16 protein-coding genes and 1 pseudogene are annotated in these 14,981 nt (G+C 60.4%); 5 read left to right on the top strand and 12 right to left on the bottom strand.

Going from position 1 to position 14,981, the window contains the following annotated elements; genetic code table 11:
• Positions 1–52 precede the first annotated feature (52 nt).
• Together FKV68_RS25735 and FKV68_RS33390 are read left to right on the top strand one after the other, a co-directional pair.
• Positions 53–1,207 carry an acyltransferase family protein gene (locus FKV68_RS25735; protein ID WP_180943356.1) on the top strand — a complete coding sequence of 385 codons (1,155 nt, stop codon included), beginning with the start codon at positions 53–55 and terminating at the stop codon, positions 1,205–1,207.
• A gap of 151 nt (positions 1,208–1,358) precedes the next feature.
• Entirely contained in the window at positions 1,359–1,610 is a 252-nt protein-coding gene (locus tag FKV68_RS33390; RefSeq protein WP_209647231.1) for a hypothetical protein, read from the top strand.
• A gap of 261 nt (positions 1,611–1,871) precedes the next feature.
• On the opposite strand, the gene FKV68_RS25725 is transcribed toward FKV68_RS33390, so the two are convergent.
• Entirely contained in the window at positions 1,872–2,537 is a 666-nt protein-coding gene (locus tag FKV68_RS25725) for a TetR/AcrR family transcriptional regulator (protein WP_180943355.1), read from the bottom strand.
• 133 nt (positions 2,538–2,670) lie between these two features.
• On the opposite strand from FKV68_RS25725, the gene FKV68_RS25720 reads away from it, so the two are divergent.
• Positions 2,671–3,411 (top strand): SDR family NAD(P)-dependent oxidoreductase, encoded by a 741-nt coding sequence (locus FKV68_RS25720; protein WP_180943354.1) that lies wholly within the window; start codon positions 2,671–2,673, stop codon positions 3,409–3,411.
• Positions 3,412–4,062: 651 nt separating this feature from the next.
• Here the strand turns inward: FKV68_RS25720 and FKV68_RS25715 are convergent.
• Complete coding sequence (locus FKV68_RS25715) at positions 4,063–5,007, bottom strand: AraC family transcriptional regulator (RefSeq protein WP_180943353.1); 945 nt, start codon at positions 5,005–5,007, stop codon at positions 4,063–4,065.
• Positions 5,008–5,086: 79 nt separating this feature from the next.
• Between FKV68_RS25715 and FKV68_RS25710 the strand changes: the two genes are divergently transcribed.
• Both FKV68_RS25710 and FKV68_RS25705 read left to right on the top strand, forming a co-directional pair.
• Entirely contained in the window at positions 5,087–5,914 is an 828-nt protein-coding gene (locus FKV68_RS25710) for an oxidoreductase (protein ID WP_180943352.1), read from the top strand.
• A 274-nt stretch (positions 5,915–6,188) separates the two neighbouring features.
• Positions 6,189–6,392: a cold-shock protein gene (locus FKV68_RS25705; RefSeq protein WP_180943351.1), complete on the top strand. Its 204-nt coding sequence runs from the start codon at positions 6,189–6,191 to the stop codon at positions 6,390–6,392.
• A 168-nt stretch (positions 6,393–6,560) separates the two neighbouring features.
• On the opposite strand, the gene FKV68_RS25700 is transcribed toward FKV68_RS25705, so the two are convergent.
• The 10 genes and pseudogenes from FKV68_RS25700 to FKV68_RS25660 all read right to left on the bottom strand — a co-directional run bounded on the left by FKV68_RS25700 (position 6,561) and on the right by FKV68_RS25660 (position 14,980).
• Positions 6,561–7,334 (bottom strand): helix-turn-helix transcriptional regulator, encoded by a 774-nt coding sequence (locus tag FKV68_RS25700; RefSeq protein WP_180943350.1) that lies wholly within the window; start codon positions 7,332–7,334, stop codon positions 6,561–6,563.
• Positions 7,335–7,789: 455 nt separating this feature from the next.
• The gene (locus FKV68_RS25695) at positions 7,790–8,242 is read right to left on the bottom strand and encodes a DUF2721 domain-containing protein (protein ID WP_180943349.1); all 453 of its coding nucleotides are present in this window, start codon (positions 8,240–8,242) and stop codon (positions 7,790–7,792) included.
• A gap of 86 nt (positions 8,243–8,328) precedes the next feature.
• Positions 8,329–8,424, bottom strand: a pseudogene (locus FKV68_RS33890) (LysR substrate-binding domain-containing protein); the annotation flags it as partial.
• Between the two features lie 9 nt (positions 8,425–8,433).
• Positions 8,434–9,747, bottom strand: coding sequence for a TRAP transporter large permease (locus FKV68_RS25690; RefSeq protein ID WP_180943348.1), 1,314 nt, complete (start codon positions 9,745–9,747; stop codon positions 8,434–8,436).
• The gene (locus FKV68_RS25685; protein ID WP_180943347.1) at positions 9,744–10,256 is read right to left on the bottom strand and encodes a TRAP transporter small permease; all 513 of its coding nucleotides are present in this window, start codon (positions 10,254–10,256) and stop codon (positions 9,744–9,746) included. The genes FKV68_RS25690 and FKV68_RS25685 overlap by 4 nt, the downstream gene beginning before the upstream one ends.
• 161 nt (positions 10,257–10,417) lie before the next feature.
• A complete protein-coding gene (locus tag FKV68_RS25680) occupies positions 10,418–11,392 on the bottom strand; it encodes a C4-dicarboxylate TRAP transporter substrate-binding protein (protein ID WP_180943346.1) in 975 nt (324 codons plus the stop codon).
• A 227-nt stretch (positions 11,393–11,619) separates the two neighbouring features.
• Complete coding sequence (locus tag FKV68_RS25675; protein WP_180943345.1) at positions 11,620–12,897, bottom strand: L-fuconate dehydratase; 1,278 nt, start codon at positions 12,895–12,897, stop codon at positions 11,620–11,622.
• A 23-nt stretch (positions 12,898–12,920) separates the two neighbouring features.
• On the bottom strand, positions 12,921–13,766 hold the full coding sequence (locus FKV68_RS25670; protein WP_180943344.1) for a fumarylacetoacetate hydrolase family protein: 846 nt from the start codon (positions 13,764–13,766) through the stop codon (positions 12,921–12,923).
• Between the two features lie 22 nt (positions 13,767–13,788).
• Positions 13,789–14,523, bottom strand: coding sequence for an SDR family oxidoreductase (locus FKV68_RS25665; protein ID WP_180943343.1), 735 nt, complete (start codon positions 14,521–14,523; stop codon positions 13,789–13,791).
• Positions 14,524–14,533: 10 nt separating this feature from the next.
• On the bottom strand, positions 14,534–14,980 hold the full coding sequence (locus tag FKV68_RS25660) for a MaoC/PaaZ C-terminal domain-containing protein (RefSeq protein ID WP_180943342.1): 447 nt from the start codon (positions 14,978–14,980) through the stop codon (positions 14,534–14,536).
• Between the last annotated feature and the right edge of the window lies 1 nt (position 14,981).

Raw genomic sequence — 14,981 nt, 5'->3', positions numbered from 1 at the left:
TTGCGCATAAGACGCGCGGCGCTGCAGTCGCCAACAAGGACGAAGATTGCTGATGGCTGACTATGATCCCCGCAAAATCCGAATCGATTGCCTGGATGGACTTCGAGGCGTGGCATCGCTCTGGGTGATGATTGGCCATGCGCTGTTGCTGACGGGTTGGCGCTTGCCGATCCTGTCGGAACCCGATCTCGGTGTCGACCTCTTCATCATGCTTTCCGGGTTCCTGATGGTGTTTCACTATCAGCTTCGGGCCGCCAAAGAGCCGTGGGAACTGACCTCGACCTGGGGAAGCTTCTGGATCCGGCGTTTTCTGAGAATTGCGCCGCTCTACTATGTTCTTCTCGCCGTTGCCTTCGCGCTCGGCGCCTGGCTGTTCGAATCGAGAATGATCATCGACGCCTTCCTCGGAAGAACGCCGCAGGCACCCTACCGCTATCTCGACAACGGATTAACCAACGGGCTGATGCACGCGAGCTTCCTTTTCGGCCTCTCTCCCGACTACGCCTACCGGACACCACTCCCGGACTGGAGCATAGGGCTCGAAATGCAGTTCTATGCCGTCTTTCCGTTCATCATGCTCCTGCTCAAGAAAGGCGGCTGGCTGAAGGGCGCGCTCTTTACAGCCCTTGTTGCCGTCGCGATCGTGTCGACGGCCGGCGTGCTGGGAGTCCGCTTTCCGATGCCGGCGTTCCTGCCGTTGAAGATGCATATCTTTCTTTGCGGAATGCTGTTGGCGCTCGGCCTTCACGCGGGCAGGTCGAAGGCTCTCCTCCACGGCGGGGCCGCCGTGGCGCTGGCGCTTCTGCCGATCGGCGGCGATATGACAATGACGAAAATGCTGATGCGCGTCATGCTCGTCGCCGTCTTCTTCGCGCTGCTCTATCATCGCCTGATCGACAACGTAGTGGGCATCAGGCTCCGCGCGCTTTCTTCGTCGCTCGGCAACGGGTTCTTTCACTGGCTCGGCGAACTTTCGTTCGGGGCCTATCTCTGGCACCTTATCTTCCTGCAGCCGATTGCAGCCTATTTCATTGCCGCTTTCGGCGACACGATCACGGCGCCCATGCGCTTCGCCGTGGTTACTGCCATTCTCGTGCCATTGGTTTACGCGGCCGCCTGCATGACTTTCCTCGCAGTCGAAAGACCTGGTCAGCGGCTCGCCAAACGTGTGATCGGGAGACGAAAACCTCAGCCGGTCAGTGCCTGACGCAGGTTGTCGAAATTCGCCCTGTCGGGCGGCGAAGTTGACGAAGGCAGGCACGTAGCTCGTACACGTGAGTGGAGCAGATTTGAAGCGCGCGTAGTCAACCGCGCGCCCCACCTATATCGTCGTCGTTAGACCCAGCATTTATTCGGCATTGGGAGCCGGCGCGGCGTCGCCACGGCGGATCACCGGCGCCGCTCATGAGATCGGCGAGCGCATCCGCACGCTCTTCTATATCGACGCTTATGCGCCTGCCGATGGTCAGTCGCTGGTCGACATCACGGGAGCCGAAACCGCCTTGGCCTTTCTCGACCAGGCGAACGGACACGATGGGATGATCCCGCCTATTCCCGCTGCCATATTCAACGTGAACGAGGCCGATGCTGCTTGGGTCGACGCAATGTAGGTGCCGCAGCCGCTCGCAACGTTCGTTCAAGGTGTCCGCGCGGGCACGGATTCGGCGCCTGTCGCCAATCGCACCTACGTCTTCGCGACCGCAAACGGCGGAGACTGGTTTGTCTCGGCTTAAGGACCATTCACAGTGGAAGGTCCACACAGGACCGTGTGGCCATTCGATCATGCTCGATCGTCCGGCGGCGCTGGCCGCGCTGCTCCTGGCAGAAACGACGCGCTGAGAGCGCTCCGCTTCGCCGGGTCGCAGTCCCCGTCAAGATTCTGGAAGCGGCATGGTGCGAGCGTCCCAGCACGTCAGCGCGACCTGCGCAACCACTTCCAGTTCGGCGCGTCCGACCCCGTCGCGCGCCAGGATGGACATGCCGAACTGAATGGTCTGCACGAAGCGAGCGAGCGCATGGATGTCGGTCGCGGCTGGAACTTCGCCATCCTCGATGGCCCGGCCGAAGCGCGCCTCCAGGCGCTCGAGCGTTGCGGCGCGCGCGGTACGAACACGTTCGCCGAGTTGCGCATGGCCCTCGCTGCCGACAGAGGAGAGCGTCACCATGCAGCCCAGCGGAAGATCCGCGACACAGCCCGTCAGGGCGGCAGCGGAGTCCATGAGTAAGGAGGCGACCGCCTCGCGCGCCGTGGCCGCGGAGAAGAACCCAGCCCACACCAGCGCCTCGTTGCTCTGGTGATAAAATTCGAGCGCCTCCGCATAAAGCGCCTCCTTCGAGCCGAAGGCCGCATAAAGGCTGGGCGACCCGATCCCCATCGCCTCGGTCAGATCGACCATCGAGGTGGCCTCGAAACCCTTGAGCCAGAAAAGGCGGGTGGCCTGAGCCAAGGCGGCTTCGCGATCAAACGCGCGACGGCGGCCCCGCGAGCGAGTAGGCGAGGATTCGGATTTCCGAGGGTCTTGGTCAGATTTCTGCATCGATCGTTATATAAACTTTCGCCCTCCGGCCAGCAACGCTCCGCATTTTGTGCTGATCGATACATAAATACCTTGACAGGCCGCAACCGCTCCCCCAGTTATTCTGTGTCGAACATTACAGAAAGGTTCAATGATGACTGAATTGAGTGGTAAGCGGGCGCTCGTCACCGGCGCCTCGCGCGGGATTGGCGCCGCCATCGCAATAATGCTCGCGGACAAGGGCGCGGATGTCGCCATCACCTACGAGCGTTCGGCCGAGCGTGCCGCGGAGGTCGTCAGAGCAATCGAGAGCAAGGGTCGTAGATCGGTCGCCATCCAGGCGGACAGCGCCGATCCGGCGGCCGTGAAGCGATCGGTCGACGAGGCGGTCCAGGCGCTCGGCGGCCTTGACATCCTCGTCAACAACGCCGCCATTGCGCTCTACGATACGATTGCCAACATCAGTGTCGGCGACATCGATGCCCTGCTGAGCGTCAATGTCCGGTCGCCCTTGCTCGCCTCGCAGGCCGCCATTCCGCATCTCAAGGAGGGCGGCCGTATCGTCACCATCGGCTCGGCCGGCGCCGAACGCATCGTCGGCGACACCGGCACGGTGTACTACATGACGAAATCCGCGCTGCATTCTTTCACACGCGGCCTTGCGCGCGAACTCGGGTCCCGTGACGTCACCGTCAATCTGGTCCAGCCAGGATCGACGGATACGGACATGAACCCGGCCAATGGTGAATTCGCCGATTTCCAGCGCTCGCTCAGTCCCCTCGGCCGTTTTGGCAAACCGGATGACATCGCCGCCGCCGTGGCCTTCCTGGCAAGCCCCGCGGCAAGGCAGATCACCGGCGCGATCCTTACGGTCGACGGCGGTCAAACCACCTGATCGGGTGGCGGCGCGAGATACCGGACCGACGAAGTTGCTCCCAGAAGCGATAGCAAACGGCCTCGATGCCATTACCGCAGACTTCGCCGCCGCCAGATGGTGTAAGCGTGCTTATTCAACACCTGGACCCCTGACTGCGTCATGATGATGACATTCCGGCCCGGCGGCCGAAAACGCCGGACCGGGGCGTTTCAGCGAATAATTCGAACCTTTCCGCTGAAACAGCCCTTAAAGACTGATCGTTCGCAGCCACTCCCTCCTCTCGATCCGATGCGCTTGCGCATCGAACCCTGCCTGGCCCTCAGAAACAGAGACCTACGAGGGGCGATGCATGGACACATGAGCAAGTGGGACGGTTACAGAATCTGCGTCCATCTCGAGCATGGGCAGGTGCGAATCCTGACACGCGGTGGGCACGATTGGACGCACCGGTTCCCGGAGGAATCATGCCCGTTGGAGCGCGGATTGCCGCAGCTACCCGTATCCGGGACTTCATGCCTGGATCGAAAGGTGGACTCATTCAAGTGATTATGGTCGAACGGCCCATAGCGGGGTAGGAATCTGAAGTCGGAGGCTGCAAGCAATGGCGACTTCGAGCAGAAAGGCGAGAAAGTGGTTGACCGCTTTGCGCGCCACTGCCGGACAAACCTCTCATGGTCGCAAGGCAAGCTCGCCGAGGTGACTGCGGACCCATTTTACCTCCTCTGAGGCGGTGCGGCGGAAGTGCCTTTTGAAGTCGCGGCTGAATTGGGCTGGGCTGAGGTAACCAACCGACAGCGCGGCCTCTGCGATCGTTTTTTCCTGGCGCGCCATGATCAGCCTTGCTTCGTGAAGCCGCATCGCTTTGACGTATTGCATTGGGCTGCTGCCTGTCAGCGCCTTGAAATGTGCGTGATAGGAGGGGACGCTCATGCCCGCTTCCTGTGCGAGCGCAGTCACTGAAATCTCCGAGCTGTAAGTTTCGCGCAATCGGGCGAGGCTTTGCACGATCTTGCCGGAGGTGCCTTTCTGCTGTAGCGCTGCAATCATCTGTGCGCCCTGGGGGCCGACGAGGATGCGATAGTGCAACTCGCGCAAGATGCATGCGCCGAGAACCACCATCTCCATGGGATCGTTGAGCACTCGCAACAGGCGTAGCACGGCATCCTCGACGTCGGGTTCCATTCTGCTGGAAATAAGACTTCTCGCCGTGGTGCTCGCCGGTCCGCAACGCCGTGCCTCGACGTCCGAGGCGATCTCGGCCGCAAGCGCCATGTCGAATTCGAGATAGACCGCAAGCAGGGGGCATTCTGCGCTGGCTACCGATTCCATCCGGAACGGAACCGGGACCGAGACCGCCAGATAATGCTCTTCGTCGTAAAGATAGACCTCGCCTTCAAGCATTCCCTGCTTGCGACCTTGCAGCACGAAAACAGCACCAGGCTTGTAGAGGACGGGGATGTCGTGGAGGACCTCTTCGGTCCTGAGGATGCGGACGCCATGAAGCCCCGTCGCATTGTAACCGTGATGCGGAGCAAGGCGTCCAGCCAATGCCACAAGCTCCCGGCGCTTGGATGGCGCACTCGCCATATTCATAGGATTTGGCAAGAAACTCATAGTTTTCGCAATCGATGAGCCTGAAGCGCAAGATTATCAGTCAAATGGTATTTCACCAATCAGGAAGAGATTGTCAAACATGTCACAGAAGACTTTCTTCATCACGGGCGCGAATTCCGGGTTCGGCCTGGCAGTCGCGACAGCGGCCAGCGAACAGGGGCATACGGTCATCGGCACCGTCCGCTCGGAAGCCTCGCAAGCAAGGCTTGCAGAACGCCTGCCGGCGGTCCGTTGCGCCCTTTGCGACGTGACAGAGTTCGACCGGATACCGGATGTCGTCGAGCAGGCCGAGAAAGACCACGGCCCGGTCGACGTCCTAATCAACAATGCCGGTTACGGCCACGAAGGGCTCCTCGAGGAGTCGCCGCTCGAAGAAATGCGTCGTCAGTTCGACGTGAACGTCTTCGGCGCGGTTGCGGTTGCCAAGGCTTTCCTGCCGCGGTTTCGCCGGAGGCGCCGCGGGTTCATCGTCAATGTCACGTCGATGGGCGGCATGATCACCATGCCCGGCATCGCCTATTACTGCGGCAGCAAGTTCGCGCTTCAGGGGATATCGGAGGTGATGCGTGCGGAAATGGCGCCGTTCGGTGTCCACGTCACCGCACTCTGCCCTGGCTCGTTCCGGACCGACTGGGCCGGACGCTCGATGGTGAGGACTGGGCGGTCCATCGACGACTACGACGCGCTGTTCGATCCGATCCGAGAAGCGCGGCAAGCAAGAAGCGGCAAGCAGCTTGGCGATCCCAACAAACTCGCGGCAGCCGTGCTTAACCTCATCGAGTCCGCCAATCCTCCACCGCAACTCCTGCTTGGCAGCGATGCGCTTAAACTCGTGTCTGGCAGGATCGAGCGCCTGCAGCAGGAGATTGAGGAATGGAAACCCGTCGCTGTCTCTACCGACGAGTGACAGCGCAGGGACAAAGGGAGACGTGAGGATTTCCGATCAGCGGTCTGCCGCTCTCCTCGATCCGGAAGATGAGCAACTCGGTCCCTGCCGGAGAGGCGTGGGTATGTAGAGGTCCCTCCGCTTCGATCCTCTTCACAAAGGTCAAAGAGCCAGCCGAGCCTTTGTAAATCACTGTTTCGTCTGTCCTGTCGCGCGGAAGAAGGGTTGCAGGCGAGCGCAACGATGAATAAGCTCCGCTGGCGGCGTTCAAGCCGCCCATCTCACGAGGATATTCATGGCGACCGGTACCGTTAAATTTTTCAATCAGGACAAGGGCTTTGGCTTCATCACGCCCGACAATGGCGGCGCAGATGTGTTTGTGCATGTGTCGGCGGTGCAGGGCTCCGGACCTCTTCGGGACGGCCAGAAGGTCAGCTACGAACTGGGTCAGGACCGCAAGACCGGGAAGTCGAAAGCGGAAGACGTAAGACCTGTCTGATCTGTCCTCTCACTGGTTCAGGCAGTTCTTGTGGCTGCAACTCGATTGACGGGACAGCAAGCCGCGAACATTCGGAGTCCGCCGGTTGTTTGCGGTCGAGTGATGGGACCGGCGGCGCTGTAGTCGCGTGGCGCCACGACATTCAAGCCGACGCTTCGGTCAGTTGCGTCAGCGTGATGCTGCGCGGAGCGAGGCGAGATCAGCCTCGCTCCGGAAATAGCGCGACGCAGCCTCCGTCCGGTTGCGCACGTCCATCTTCTTGCAGATGTTGCGGACATGGACTTTGACGGTGTTTTCGGAAAGCCCGAGACGATCGGCGATGATCTTGTTCTGCGTGCCCATGCAGATGAGCTCGAGAACCTGGATCTCGCGCACCGTCAGGAGGCCTTGGCCAAAGTCGTTCTTGCGTTCCAGACCTGTGGCTTGCGAAGACGCCTGTTGTTGCTCACCAAGGTCGCCTCCTGAGCGCCCTCTCGGCGCCAGGCGCCGAAGCAACGCGGCGGGAAAATGCTCACCGCCCTTCATCAAGAGATCGATGGCGGTAAGGCATACGTCGAGATTGAGGTTCAGCGGCAGCACGCCGTGAACCAACCCTTCGTCGACAACGCGCGTGATCGACGAGTCGAGCTCGTCCGCATCCTGCACCATCAGGCCGATTGCGGCCTTCGGATGGCACTCGCGGATCATCCTCATGATCGATTGAAATGCTGCCGCCGGCAGGCGGTAGACCATGACCAGGCTTACGTCGATAAGTTTGCCGTCCAGGAGACACTCGGCGTTGGAAAGGCTTACGACGTCCCGATCTTGAAAACGCGCGCTGATCGCCTGCGTCAAACATTCGGCGAACAGGTCGGTCTTAGCGAGCACTACAATCTTGCTTTTCTTCGGCGATACCTTGTTGTGATCTTCAAAATTGCTCAGGGACGAGCTCGTGCGGTACATTTATCCCTCCTTGGCACTCCCTGTCGTTCGCCGGCTCCTTGTCGCCAGCTGAGGGCGCTAAAATTCGCCCGAGAACATTTCTGCAAAATTTCAAAAAAAATCCTTCGTTACGATAGAATTCTAGTAGAAGTCCGAAAATAATAGATAGTGAAATGACGCAAATTCAACAAACTACGTCGATAAATACTTGACAATATCCATATGTTTATGAATACAACCATTGAGCGCCATTGTCATTATCGCCCAGTTCCGATAGTTATCCCACTGTTCATTTCTACGCAAAATGGACTAACTCAGATCGTCGTCAACCAAGGGCAGCGTCTGAGTTCGGCTTTTTGTTGCCTTCGGCTCTTTTCCTGAGCATCGCCTGCATGATGGCGGCCAGCCGCGGCCCGGCGAGCGCGATAGGAAGCGCTAACAACGGGAAATGGAATCGAGGCACGGCCTTGGATAAGTTACTCGCCCTCTGGGGAGGCCTCATTCATTCGCATCTGTCGCAACATGCTCCGTCCTGCCATGAGCATCTCAAGAAGGAATGCCACGAGCGATCCGATCAGCGAGAGGATCGCACCACCGAAAAACCAGAAGAGGTTTTCTTCGCGGAACCCAAACTTGAGTGCACCTGCAAGCAGATTCAGGATCGCCCATCCGGTGCAAATCGCGGCCAATGTTCCCAAGGCAACCGCTACCTCCAAGGCAAGTGTCCGCCGGCGCAGATAGGCCAGTTGAGAGCGTCTCGCTTCGCCTCGCTCCCCGCTCTCCTGGATCGCATTGACCCGATCCGAGACCCTGCCAAGGCGAAATTCATACACGCTTACAAAGCCAGCCGTACCTGCAAGGAGAAACACCGGCGCCAGAGCGGTTTGGACGATCAAGGCAAGGTCACTGACGCTTGGTGGCGGCTCCATGAGTACTCTTCCTCAACGCACGGATTACGATCAGCCGGAAGTCAGTAGCGCTTGAGTGAAGTAGAGCAGCGTCCAAAATAGACAAATCACCGGCTGCCGATCCCCGCCAGCGACTGGGCGATGTCGATGATGTCGTCCCGCCCAGCGGTCGGATCCTCGCTATTCCAGGCAATGCCAAGCCCGGCAATCACCTATTGAACGGCCGTCGCGCCGTAAACGAGGTTCGGTAGCCAGAGCGAAAGTTGCGGAAACATGCTGAGCATCAGCAGCAACACCATCATCATCGCGAGATAGGGCAACACCTCGCGTGCATAGGCCATCATTGGAACCTTCAGCACCATCGACGAGATGTACATCAGGCCGCCGACCGGCGGCGTGATGCCGGCGATGGTCAGGTTGGTGATGAAGACGATCCCGAAATGCACACGGTCGATACCGACGCCGTCGATGATCGGGATCAACATCGGCGTCAGGATAATCAACGCCGCCGAGCCCTCGATCGCTGTGCCGATGACGATCAGAAGCACGTTGATCAGCAGCAGCATCAGCAGCGGGTTGTCGGTTGCGCCTCCGAGCCAGCTCGACATCGCCTGCGGCACCTGTTCCCAGGCGAGGTAGAAACCGAAGGCCGCAGCGGCGCAGATCATGATCATGACCACGGCTGAATCGCGCACGGACTCGGCAAGTACCTCGGGGATCTGACGGATGGTGAACTCGCGGTAACCGAAGACGGCAACGAACAGCACGTAGACGACGACGACCGCGCCAGCCTCTGTGGTCGTGAACAGCCCATAGCGGGTGCCAACGAAGATGACCACCGGGATCGAAAGCGCCCAGATGCCATCGACAAGCGCCTTCACGCCTTCCGCGCGGGTGGCCCGCTCCTTGCGCAGCGGCTTGTAACCGCGCTTCCTGGCAATGAAGTAGGTGGTGATCATCAGCCCACCGGCAAGCACGAGGCCGGGCACGACACCGGCCGCAAACAGCCGACCGATCGAGGTTTCGGCAAGGAAGCCATAGACGATGAGACCGATTGACGGTGGTATGAGGCTGGTGATGATGGCGGCAGACGAGGTGATGACCGCGGCGAAAGCACGGCTGTATCCCCTCTGCGACATCTCGACACCGAGGGTCTTCGCCAGCATCGCCGCGTCGGCGTTGGCGGACGCGGTCAAGCCGCCGAGCAGCGTGCCGAGGACCGTGCACATTTGCGCGAGCGCGCCGGTCATATGGCCGACGAGAACGTCGGCGAGGTTGAGCAGCCGACGGGTGATGCCCGAGGCGTTCATGATGCAGCCCGCGAGCACGAAAAGCGGCAGCGCCAGCAGAGACACCGACTGACTTCCTTCGGCCATCTCCTGGGCGAAGTTGGCAAGCGGAATCATGTCCATGTTGAACAGGAAGAAGGCCAGCGCTCCGATCGCCATCGCCCAGGTGATCGGAGTCGAAAGCAGGAAGAGCACGACGACGAGCAACGATGGGCCGGCAAGATGAAAGAAGGTCATATCAGCGATTCCACATTGCGATGCATCCGGACGGTCCATGGTCTTTCGACAATGAGGTGCTGGATGAACATGCCGGCAGATGCCAAGGCGAGCGGGCCGTAGGAGAGGCTGCGCGACAGATCGAGTGCGATGGTGTGGACATGGCGCGACGTCCAGGCCTGCCACGCAAACAGTACCGTCATCACCACGAAGAAGACGGCGAGCAACAGGTAATTGAACCAGGCAATCGCCTTTTGCCAGCTCGCAGGAAACGCCGCGACCAGCACATCGATCGCCGCATGGGTGCCGAGACGGACGCCGGCAACGGCGCCGAAAAAGACGAGATAAGCGAAGGCCATGATCGCCAGCTCGTAGGTCCAGGCGGCCGGTTGAGGGAAAATGTAGCGGCTGACAACGCCCCAGAGGATCGAGAAGACGATGACGATGAGCGCGGCAACGCCGATCGCCTCGTCGGCTCGGCGAAAACTAAGAAGAGGAATGGTCTCTTCCGGCAAGGGTGAGGTTTCCATGGCGGCCTCAGTCATTTGGGGGGAAGGAGATGGGTGGCTCGATGGGCCACCCATTTTCGGCTCGGCTGTGCCTGTCTCACGTTCTGCGTCAGTTCAAATCACCCGATGCGGTGTCGCCGTCAGGCCAGCGCCGGGTGCCGGCAGCAGGCGGCTTCGTCGCCCTACTCCGCCATCGCCTTCTGTACGCGGTCGTAGATGCCCGGGGTGATATTCGGCACCTTGTCATAGGCGACGCGCGACGCTTCGACGAAAGCCGGAATGTCGACGTCTGTTACGATCTCGACACCGGAATCGGCCAACTGCTTTGCATAGGCGTCGTCGGTTTCAAGGGTCATCTGCGTCAGTTCCTTGGCGATCGTCTGCCCCTCCTCCAGGAGGATCTTCTGCAGGTCTTCGGGCAAGCCGTTGAAAAACTGGGTGGATGCGACCCAAGCGGTGAACATGATCTGATGGCCCGTCTTCGAGATGACCTTCCGGGTTTCGTTCAACTTCGCGCCGGCGATCGATCCGAATGGCCCCTCAGCGGCGTCGACGACGCCGGTCTGCAGCGCGTTGTAGACATCACCCCAGGGCAGTTCCGTCGGGCGCGCGCCGTAGCCGCCGAAGGTCGCCATCATGATCGGCGAGGACGGCACGCGGATCGTCACGCCGGAAAGATCAGCCGGGGTGCGGACCGGTTTGTTGGAGATGATGTGACGGTATCCGAAGAGACCGTTGGGCATGATGATCTTGATGCCCTGCGCCTCGAGCTTGCCGGACAATTCCTTGTAGAGATCGGATGCGAACAGGCGATCCGTGGCCTCGAGGCTCGGATAGACGTAAGGGCCGGCCAGGATCGACATGTCGGGCACGAACTGGCCGAGCTGGCCGTAGTCGGTGGCGCTGAGCAGGCTGGCACCGCTCATCACCATTTCATTGACCTTCTTCTGGGCGCCGAGCTGATCACCGGTCATCACGGTAATCGCGATTCGGCCTTCCGAGCGCTTCTCGACGCGTTCGGAGAAGGCCTTCATCGCCTTGACGATGGGCTCGTTGGGATTCACCTGCGAGGTCGAGAAACGCAGGCTGTATTCCTGCGCGTTCGCGCCGCAATAGGATAGAGCGGCCATGGCGACGGCGAGCATGAACTTCTTCATTAATCCTCCTCTTCCGGACTCCCCTCCGGATCATTCATAAGCGAATGAATAAGTTATTTACGAATGATGCAAGGGCGTCAAGAGGGATGTCGCAAGATGGCAGATGATACAGTGCAGGGCCCCTAAATCGCGCCAACTTCGGAAAATATAGAGCCGCCGCAGGATTCCTGCGACGGCCCATAAAACATGATTTAAATAGGTGCGTTATATATGAATACGCACCGGGTCTAACCTCGGAAGGTGTAGTCCTCGATCGATTGCGGCTTCATCTCGATCGAAAAGCCCGGCCGAAGCGGCGGCATGTAGGCCGCATCGCGGATGACGCACGGTTCAAGGAAGTGTTCATGCAAGTGGTCGACATATTCGATCACCCGGCCATCCTTGGTCCCTGACACGGCGACATAGTCGATCATCGACAGGTGCTGGACGTATTCGCAGAGCCCTACTCCGCCCGCATGCGGCCAGACCGGAAGCTCATACTTCGCCGCCACCAGCAAGACCGCCAGCACCTCGTTGAGACCGCCCATGCGGCAGGAATCGATCTGCACGATGTCGATCGCACCTTCGGCGATGAACTGCTTGAACATAATCCGGTTCTGGCACATCTCGCCGGTCGCGACTTTTACCGGGCCGATTGCCTCGCGGATCTTGCGATGGCCGGCGACGTCGTCGGGGCTCGTCGGTTCCTCGATGAAAAACGGCTTGGCAAAGGCCAATTGCTTGATCCAGTCGATCGCTTCCCCGACTTCCCAAACCTGATTGGCATCGATCATCAGATAGCGGTCCGGGCCGATTACCTCGCGGGCGATCGTCAAGCGGCGAATGTCGTCTGCGAGATCGCGCCCGACTTTCATCTTGATGTGGTTGAAACCCTGATCGATCGCGTCTTGGGCGAGCCGCCGCAGTTTGTCGTCGTCGTAGCCAAGCCAGCCGGCCGAGGTCGTGTAGCAGGCATAGCCCTCCCGCTCGAGCGTGGCGATGCGCTCGGACTTGCCCTGCTCCCCTTTCCGCAGAATGGTGATCGCCTCGTCGCGGGTCAGCACATCGGTCAGGTAGCGATAGTCGACGATGTCGGCGATCTGTTCCGGTGTCATCTCGGCGACCAGCCGCCAGACGGGCTTGCCCGCTTCCTTGGCCAGGAGGTCCCAGATCGCGTTCACGATGGCACCCGTCGCCAGGTGGATCGCTCCCTTCTCCGGGCCAATCCAGCGCAACTGGCTGTCACCAGTCAGATGCCGCCAGAACCGACCCGGATTGGCGAGGATGTCCGCGGTGTTCTGGCCGACGACGAGGTGACGCATGGCCCTGATGGCCATGCAGCAGATGTCGTTACCCCGCCCGATCGTGAAAGTCAGGCCATGCCCTGCCAGTGCCGGATCGTCGCTGTCGAGGATGACATACGCCGCGGAATAGTCGGGATCCGGGTTCATGGCATCGGATCCGTCGAGGCTCTGCGAAGTGGGAAAGCGCAGATCGAAGACGCGCAGATCGGTGATGCGGGTCATGTTTTGCTCCAATCGGTACGCGTTCAGGCGTCGGCGCGAACGCGTTGCTTCTGAGTGCCGAGGCCCTCGATGCCGAGTTCGACGACGTCGCCAGCCTTCAGATAGCGCGGCGGCTTCATGCCCATGCCGACGCCCGGCGGCGTGCCGGTCGAGATGATATCGCCCGGCTGCAGCGACATGAACTGCGAGAGATACGAAACGAGGTAGGCAACGCCAAAGACCATGGTCTTGGACGAACCGTTCTGCATCGTTTCGCCGTTGACCTTCAGCCACATCGGCAGGTTCTGCGGATCCGGCACCTCCTCCTTGGTGACGAGCCAGGGTCCGGTCGGCCCGAACGTGTCGCAGGACTTGCCCTTCGTCCATTGGCCATGGCGCTCGGTCTGGAAGGCGCGTTCGGAAACATCGTGGATAGTACAATAACCGGCGACATGGTCGAGTGCATCGGCTTCGCTGACATATTTGGCCGTGCGGCCGATGACGATGCCGAGTTCCACTTCCCAGTCGGTCTTTTCCGAGCCGCGCGGCAGGACGAGATCGTCGTTCGGGCCGCCGATCGCCGACGTCGCCTTCATGAAGATGATCGGCTCGGGCGGCACCGTCGCTCCGGTCTCGGCGGCGTGATCGGAATAATTGAGGCCGATGCAGATGAACTTGCCGGTACCGGCCACGCAGGGGCCGAGCCGCGGATCGCCGGCGACCGCCGGCAAGGTCTCCGCGTTGAGCCTGGAGAGCTTTGCCAGCCTTTCGGGATCGAGGATATCCCCGGCCAGATCCGCCACTTCTCCGGAAAGGTCGCGGATTGTGCCATTGGAGTCGATGAAGCCCGGCTTTTCGCGGCCCGGTTCGCCATAGCGAAGAAATTTCATGTGCTGTTTCCTTGGATAGAGGTCAGATGGTCCAGCCGCCGTCAATGGCGTAGGTCTGCCCGGAGGTATACGTCGCGCCGGCGAGGTAGAGAGCAAGATCGGCGATCTCTTCCGGCGTGCCGATCCGCCCCATCGGCTGGCGGGCGATGAATGCGGCCCGCGCCGTCTCGAAGTCGCCCTGAGCGCGCATGCGCTCATGCAAGGACGGACTTTCCACGGTGCCCGGGCAAATGGCGTTGCAGCGAATACCCTGCGCGACATAGTCGGCGGCGACCGATTTCGTAAGGCCGATCACCGCCGCCTTGGTGACGCCATAGGCGAAGCGGTTGGGCACGCCTTTGATGCTCGAAGCGACCGAAGCCATGTTGATAATCGAGCCGTCCTTGCGCGCAAGCATGCCCGGCAATACGGCGCGGATGGTGCGGATCATCGCCTTGACATTGAGGTCGAAGGCGAATTCGAGATCGGCATCCTTCATCTCGAGGATCGAGCCCGCATGCACGAACCCGGCGCAATTGAAAAGTACGTCCACTCGGCCGATCTTTGCGACCAGCGCCTCGACCGCGCTACCGTCGAGGACGTCGAGCCGGTGGGTTTTGACATTACCCTCCGTCGCCAGCGTTGCGAGCGCATCGACGTTGATATCGGTGGCATGCACCGTCGCGCCGGCCTTGGCAAAGGCGAGCGCGGTGGCACGGCCGATGCCCTGGGCTGCGGCGGTGACAAGGACGACCTTGCCAGAAAGATCCGTTGTCATGGTTGATCCCTTATGCTTTGCGTTCGACGATCAGGATATGGTCGGCGGCAAGGACGACCTCGCCACGCTGGTTGATAACTTCGCATCGCTCGACGACGCGCCCCGCCGTCGGTCGCTTCGGATCGCCCTCCTTGGCTGAGATCGTCACGCGGGTGCGGATCGTGTCGCCGATATGGACCGGACGCACAAACCGCAGCCGATCATAGCCATAAGAAAAGGCGACCGGATTGATCAGCGACGCTGTGAGGCCGACGCCGATCGAAAAGATCATGGTGCCATGGGCGATGCGCTGCCCGCCCGGCAGGGTCTTGGCGAATTCAGCATCCATGTGATGCGGGAAGAAATCGCCCGTATGTCCGGCGTGGACCACGAAATCGGTTTCCGTGATCGTCCGGCCCGTTGTCAGTCTGACATGGCCGAGTTCATAGTCTTCGAAGTGGATTGTCTGTTCTGTCATC

It is taken from the genome of Sinorhizobium mexicanum, assembly GCF_013488225.1.
In the GTDB taxonomy this organism is placed as follows: Bacteria; Pseudomonadota; Alphaproteobacteria; order Rhizobiales; family Rhizobiaceae; genus Sinorhizobium; species Sinorhizobium mexicanum.
Note: the sequence above shows the minus strand (reverse complement) of the source record. Positions and strands in the feature narration are given on the sequence as shown.

Bases quoted from the DNA above. Each gene is read 5' to 3' on its own strand.
- FKV68_RS25735 (WP_180943356.1), top strand. From the start codon at position 53: ATGGCTGACTATGATCCCCGCAAAATCCGAATCGATTGCCTGGATGGA.
- FKV68_RS25725 (WP_180943355.1), bottom strand. From the start codon at position 2,537: ATGCAGAAATCTGACCAAGACCCTCGGAAATCCGAATCCTCGCCTACT.
- FKV68_RS25720 (WP_180943354.1), top strand. From the start codon at position 2,671: ATGACTGAATTGAGTGGTAAGCGGGCGCTCGTCACCGGCGCCTCGCGC.
- FKV68_RS25715 (WP_180943353.1), bottom strand. From the start codon at position 5,007: ATGAGTTTCTTGCCAAATCCTATGAATATGGCGAGTGCGCCATCCAAG.
- FKV68_RS25710 (WP_180943352.1), top strand. From the start codon at position 5,087: ATGTCACAGAAGACTTTCTTCATCACGGGCGCGAATTCCGGGTTCGGC.
- FKV68_RS25705 (WP_180943351.1), top strand. From the start codon at position 6,189: ATGGCGACCGGTACCGTTAAATTTTTCAATCAGGACAAGGGCTTTGGC.
- FKV68_RS25700 (WP_180943350.1), bottom strand. From the start codon at position 7,334: ATGTACCGCACGAGCTCGTCCCTGAGCAATTTTGAAGATCACAACAAG.
- FKV68_RS25695 (WP_180943349.1), bottom strand. From the start codon at position 8,242: ATGGAGCCGCCACCAAGCGTCAGTGACCTTGCCTTGATCGTCCAAACC.
- FKV68_RS25690 (WP_180943348.1), bottom strand. From the start codon at position 9,747: ATGACCTTCTTTCATCTTGCCGGCCCATCGTTGCTCGTCGTCGTGCTC.
- FKV68_RS25685 (WP_180943347.1), bottom strand. From the start codon at position 10,256: ATGGAAACCTCACCCTTGCCGGAAGAGACCATTCCTCTTCTTAGTTTT.
- FKV68_RS25680 (WP_180943346.1), bottom strand. From the start codon at position 11,392: ATGAAGAAGTTCATGCTCGCCGTCGCCATGGCCGCTCTATCCTATTGC.
- FKV68_RS25675 (WP_180943345.1), bottom strand. From the start codon at position 12,897: ATGACCCGCATCACCGATCTGCGCGTCTTCGATCTGCGCTTTCCCACT.
- FKV68_RS25670 (WP_180943344.1), bottom strand. From the start codon at position 13,766: ATGAAATTTCTTCGCTATGGCGAACCGGGCCGCGAAAAGCCGGGCTTC.
- FKV68_RS25665 (WP_180943343.1), bottom strand. From the start codon at position 14,523: ATGACAACGGATCTTTCTGGCAAGGTCGTCCTTGTCACCGCCGCAGCC.
- FKV68_RS25660 (WP_180943342.1), bottom strand. From the start codon at position 14,980: ATGACAGAACAGACAATCCACTTCGAAGACTATGAACTCGGCCATGTC.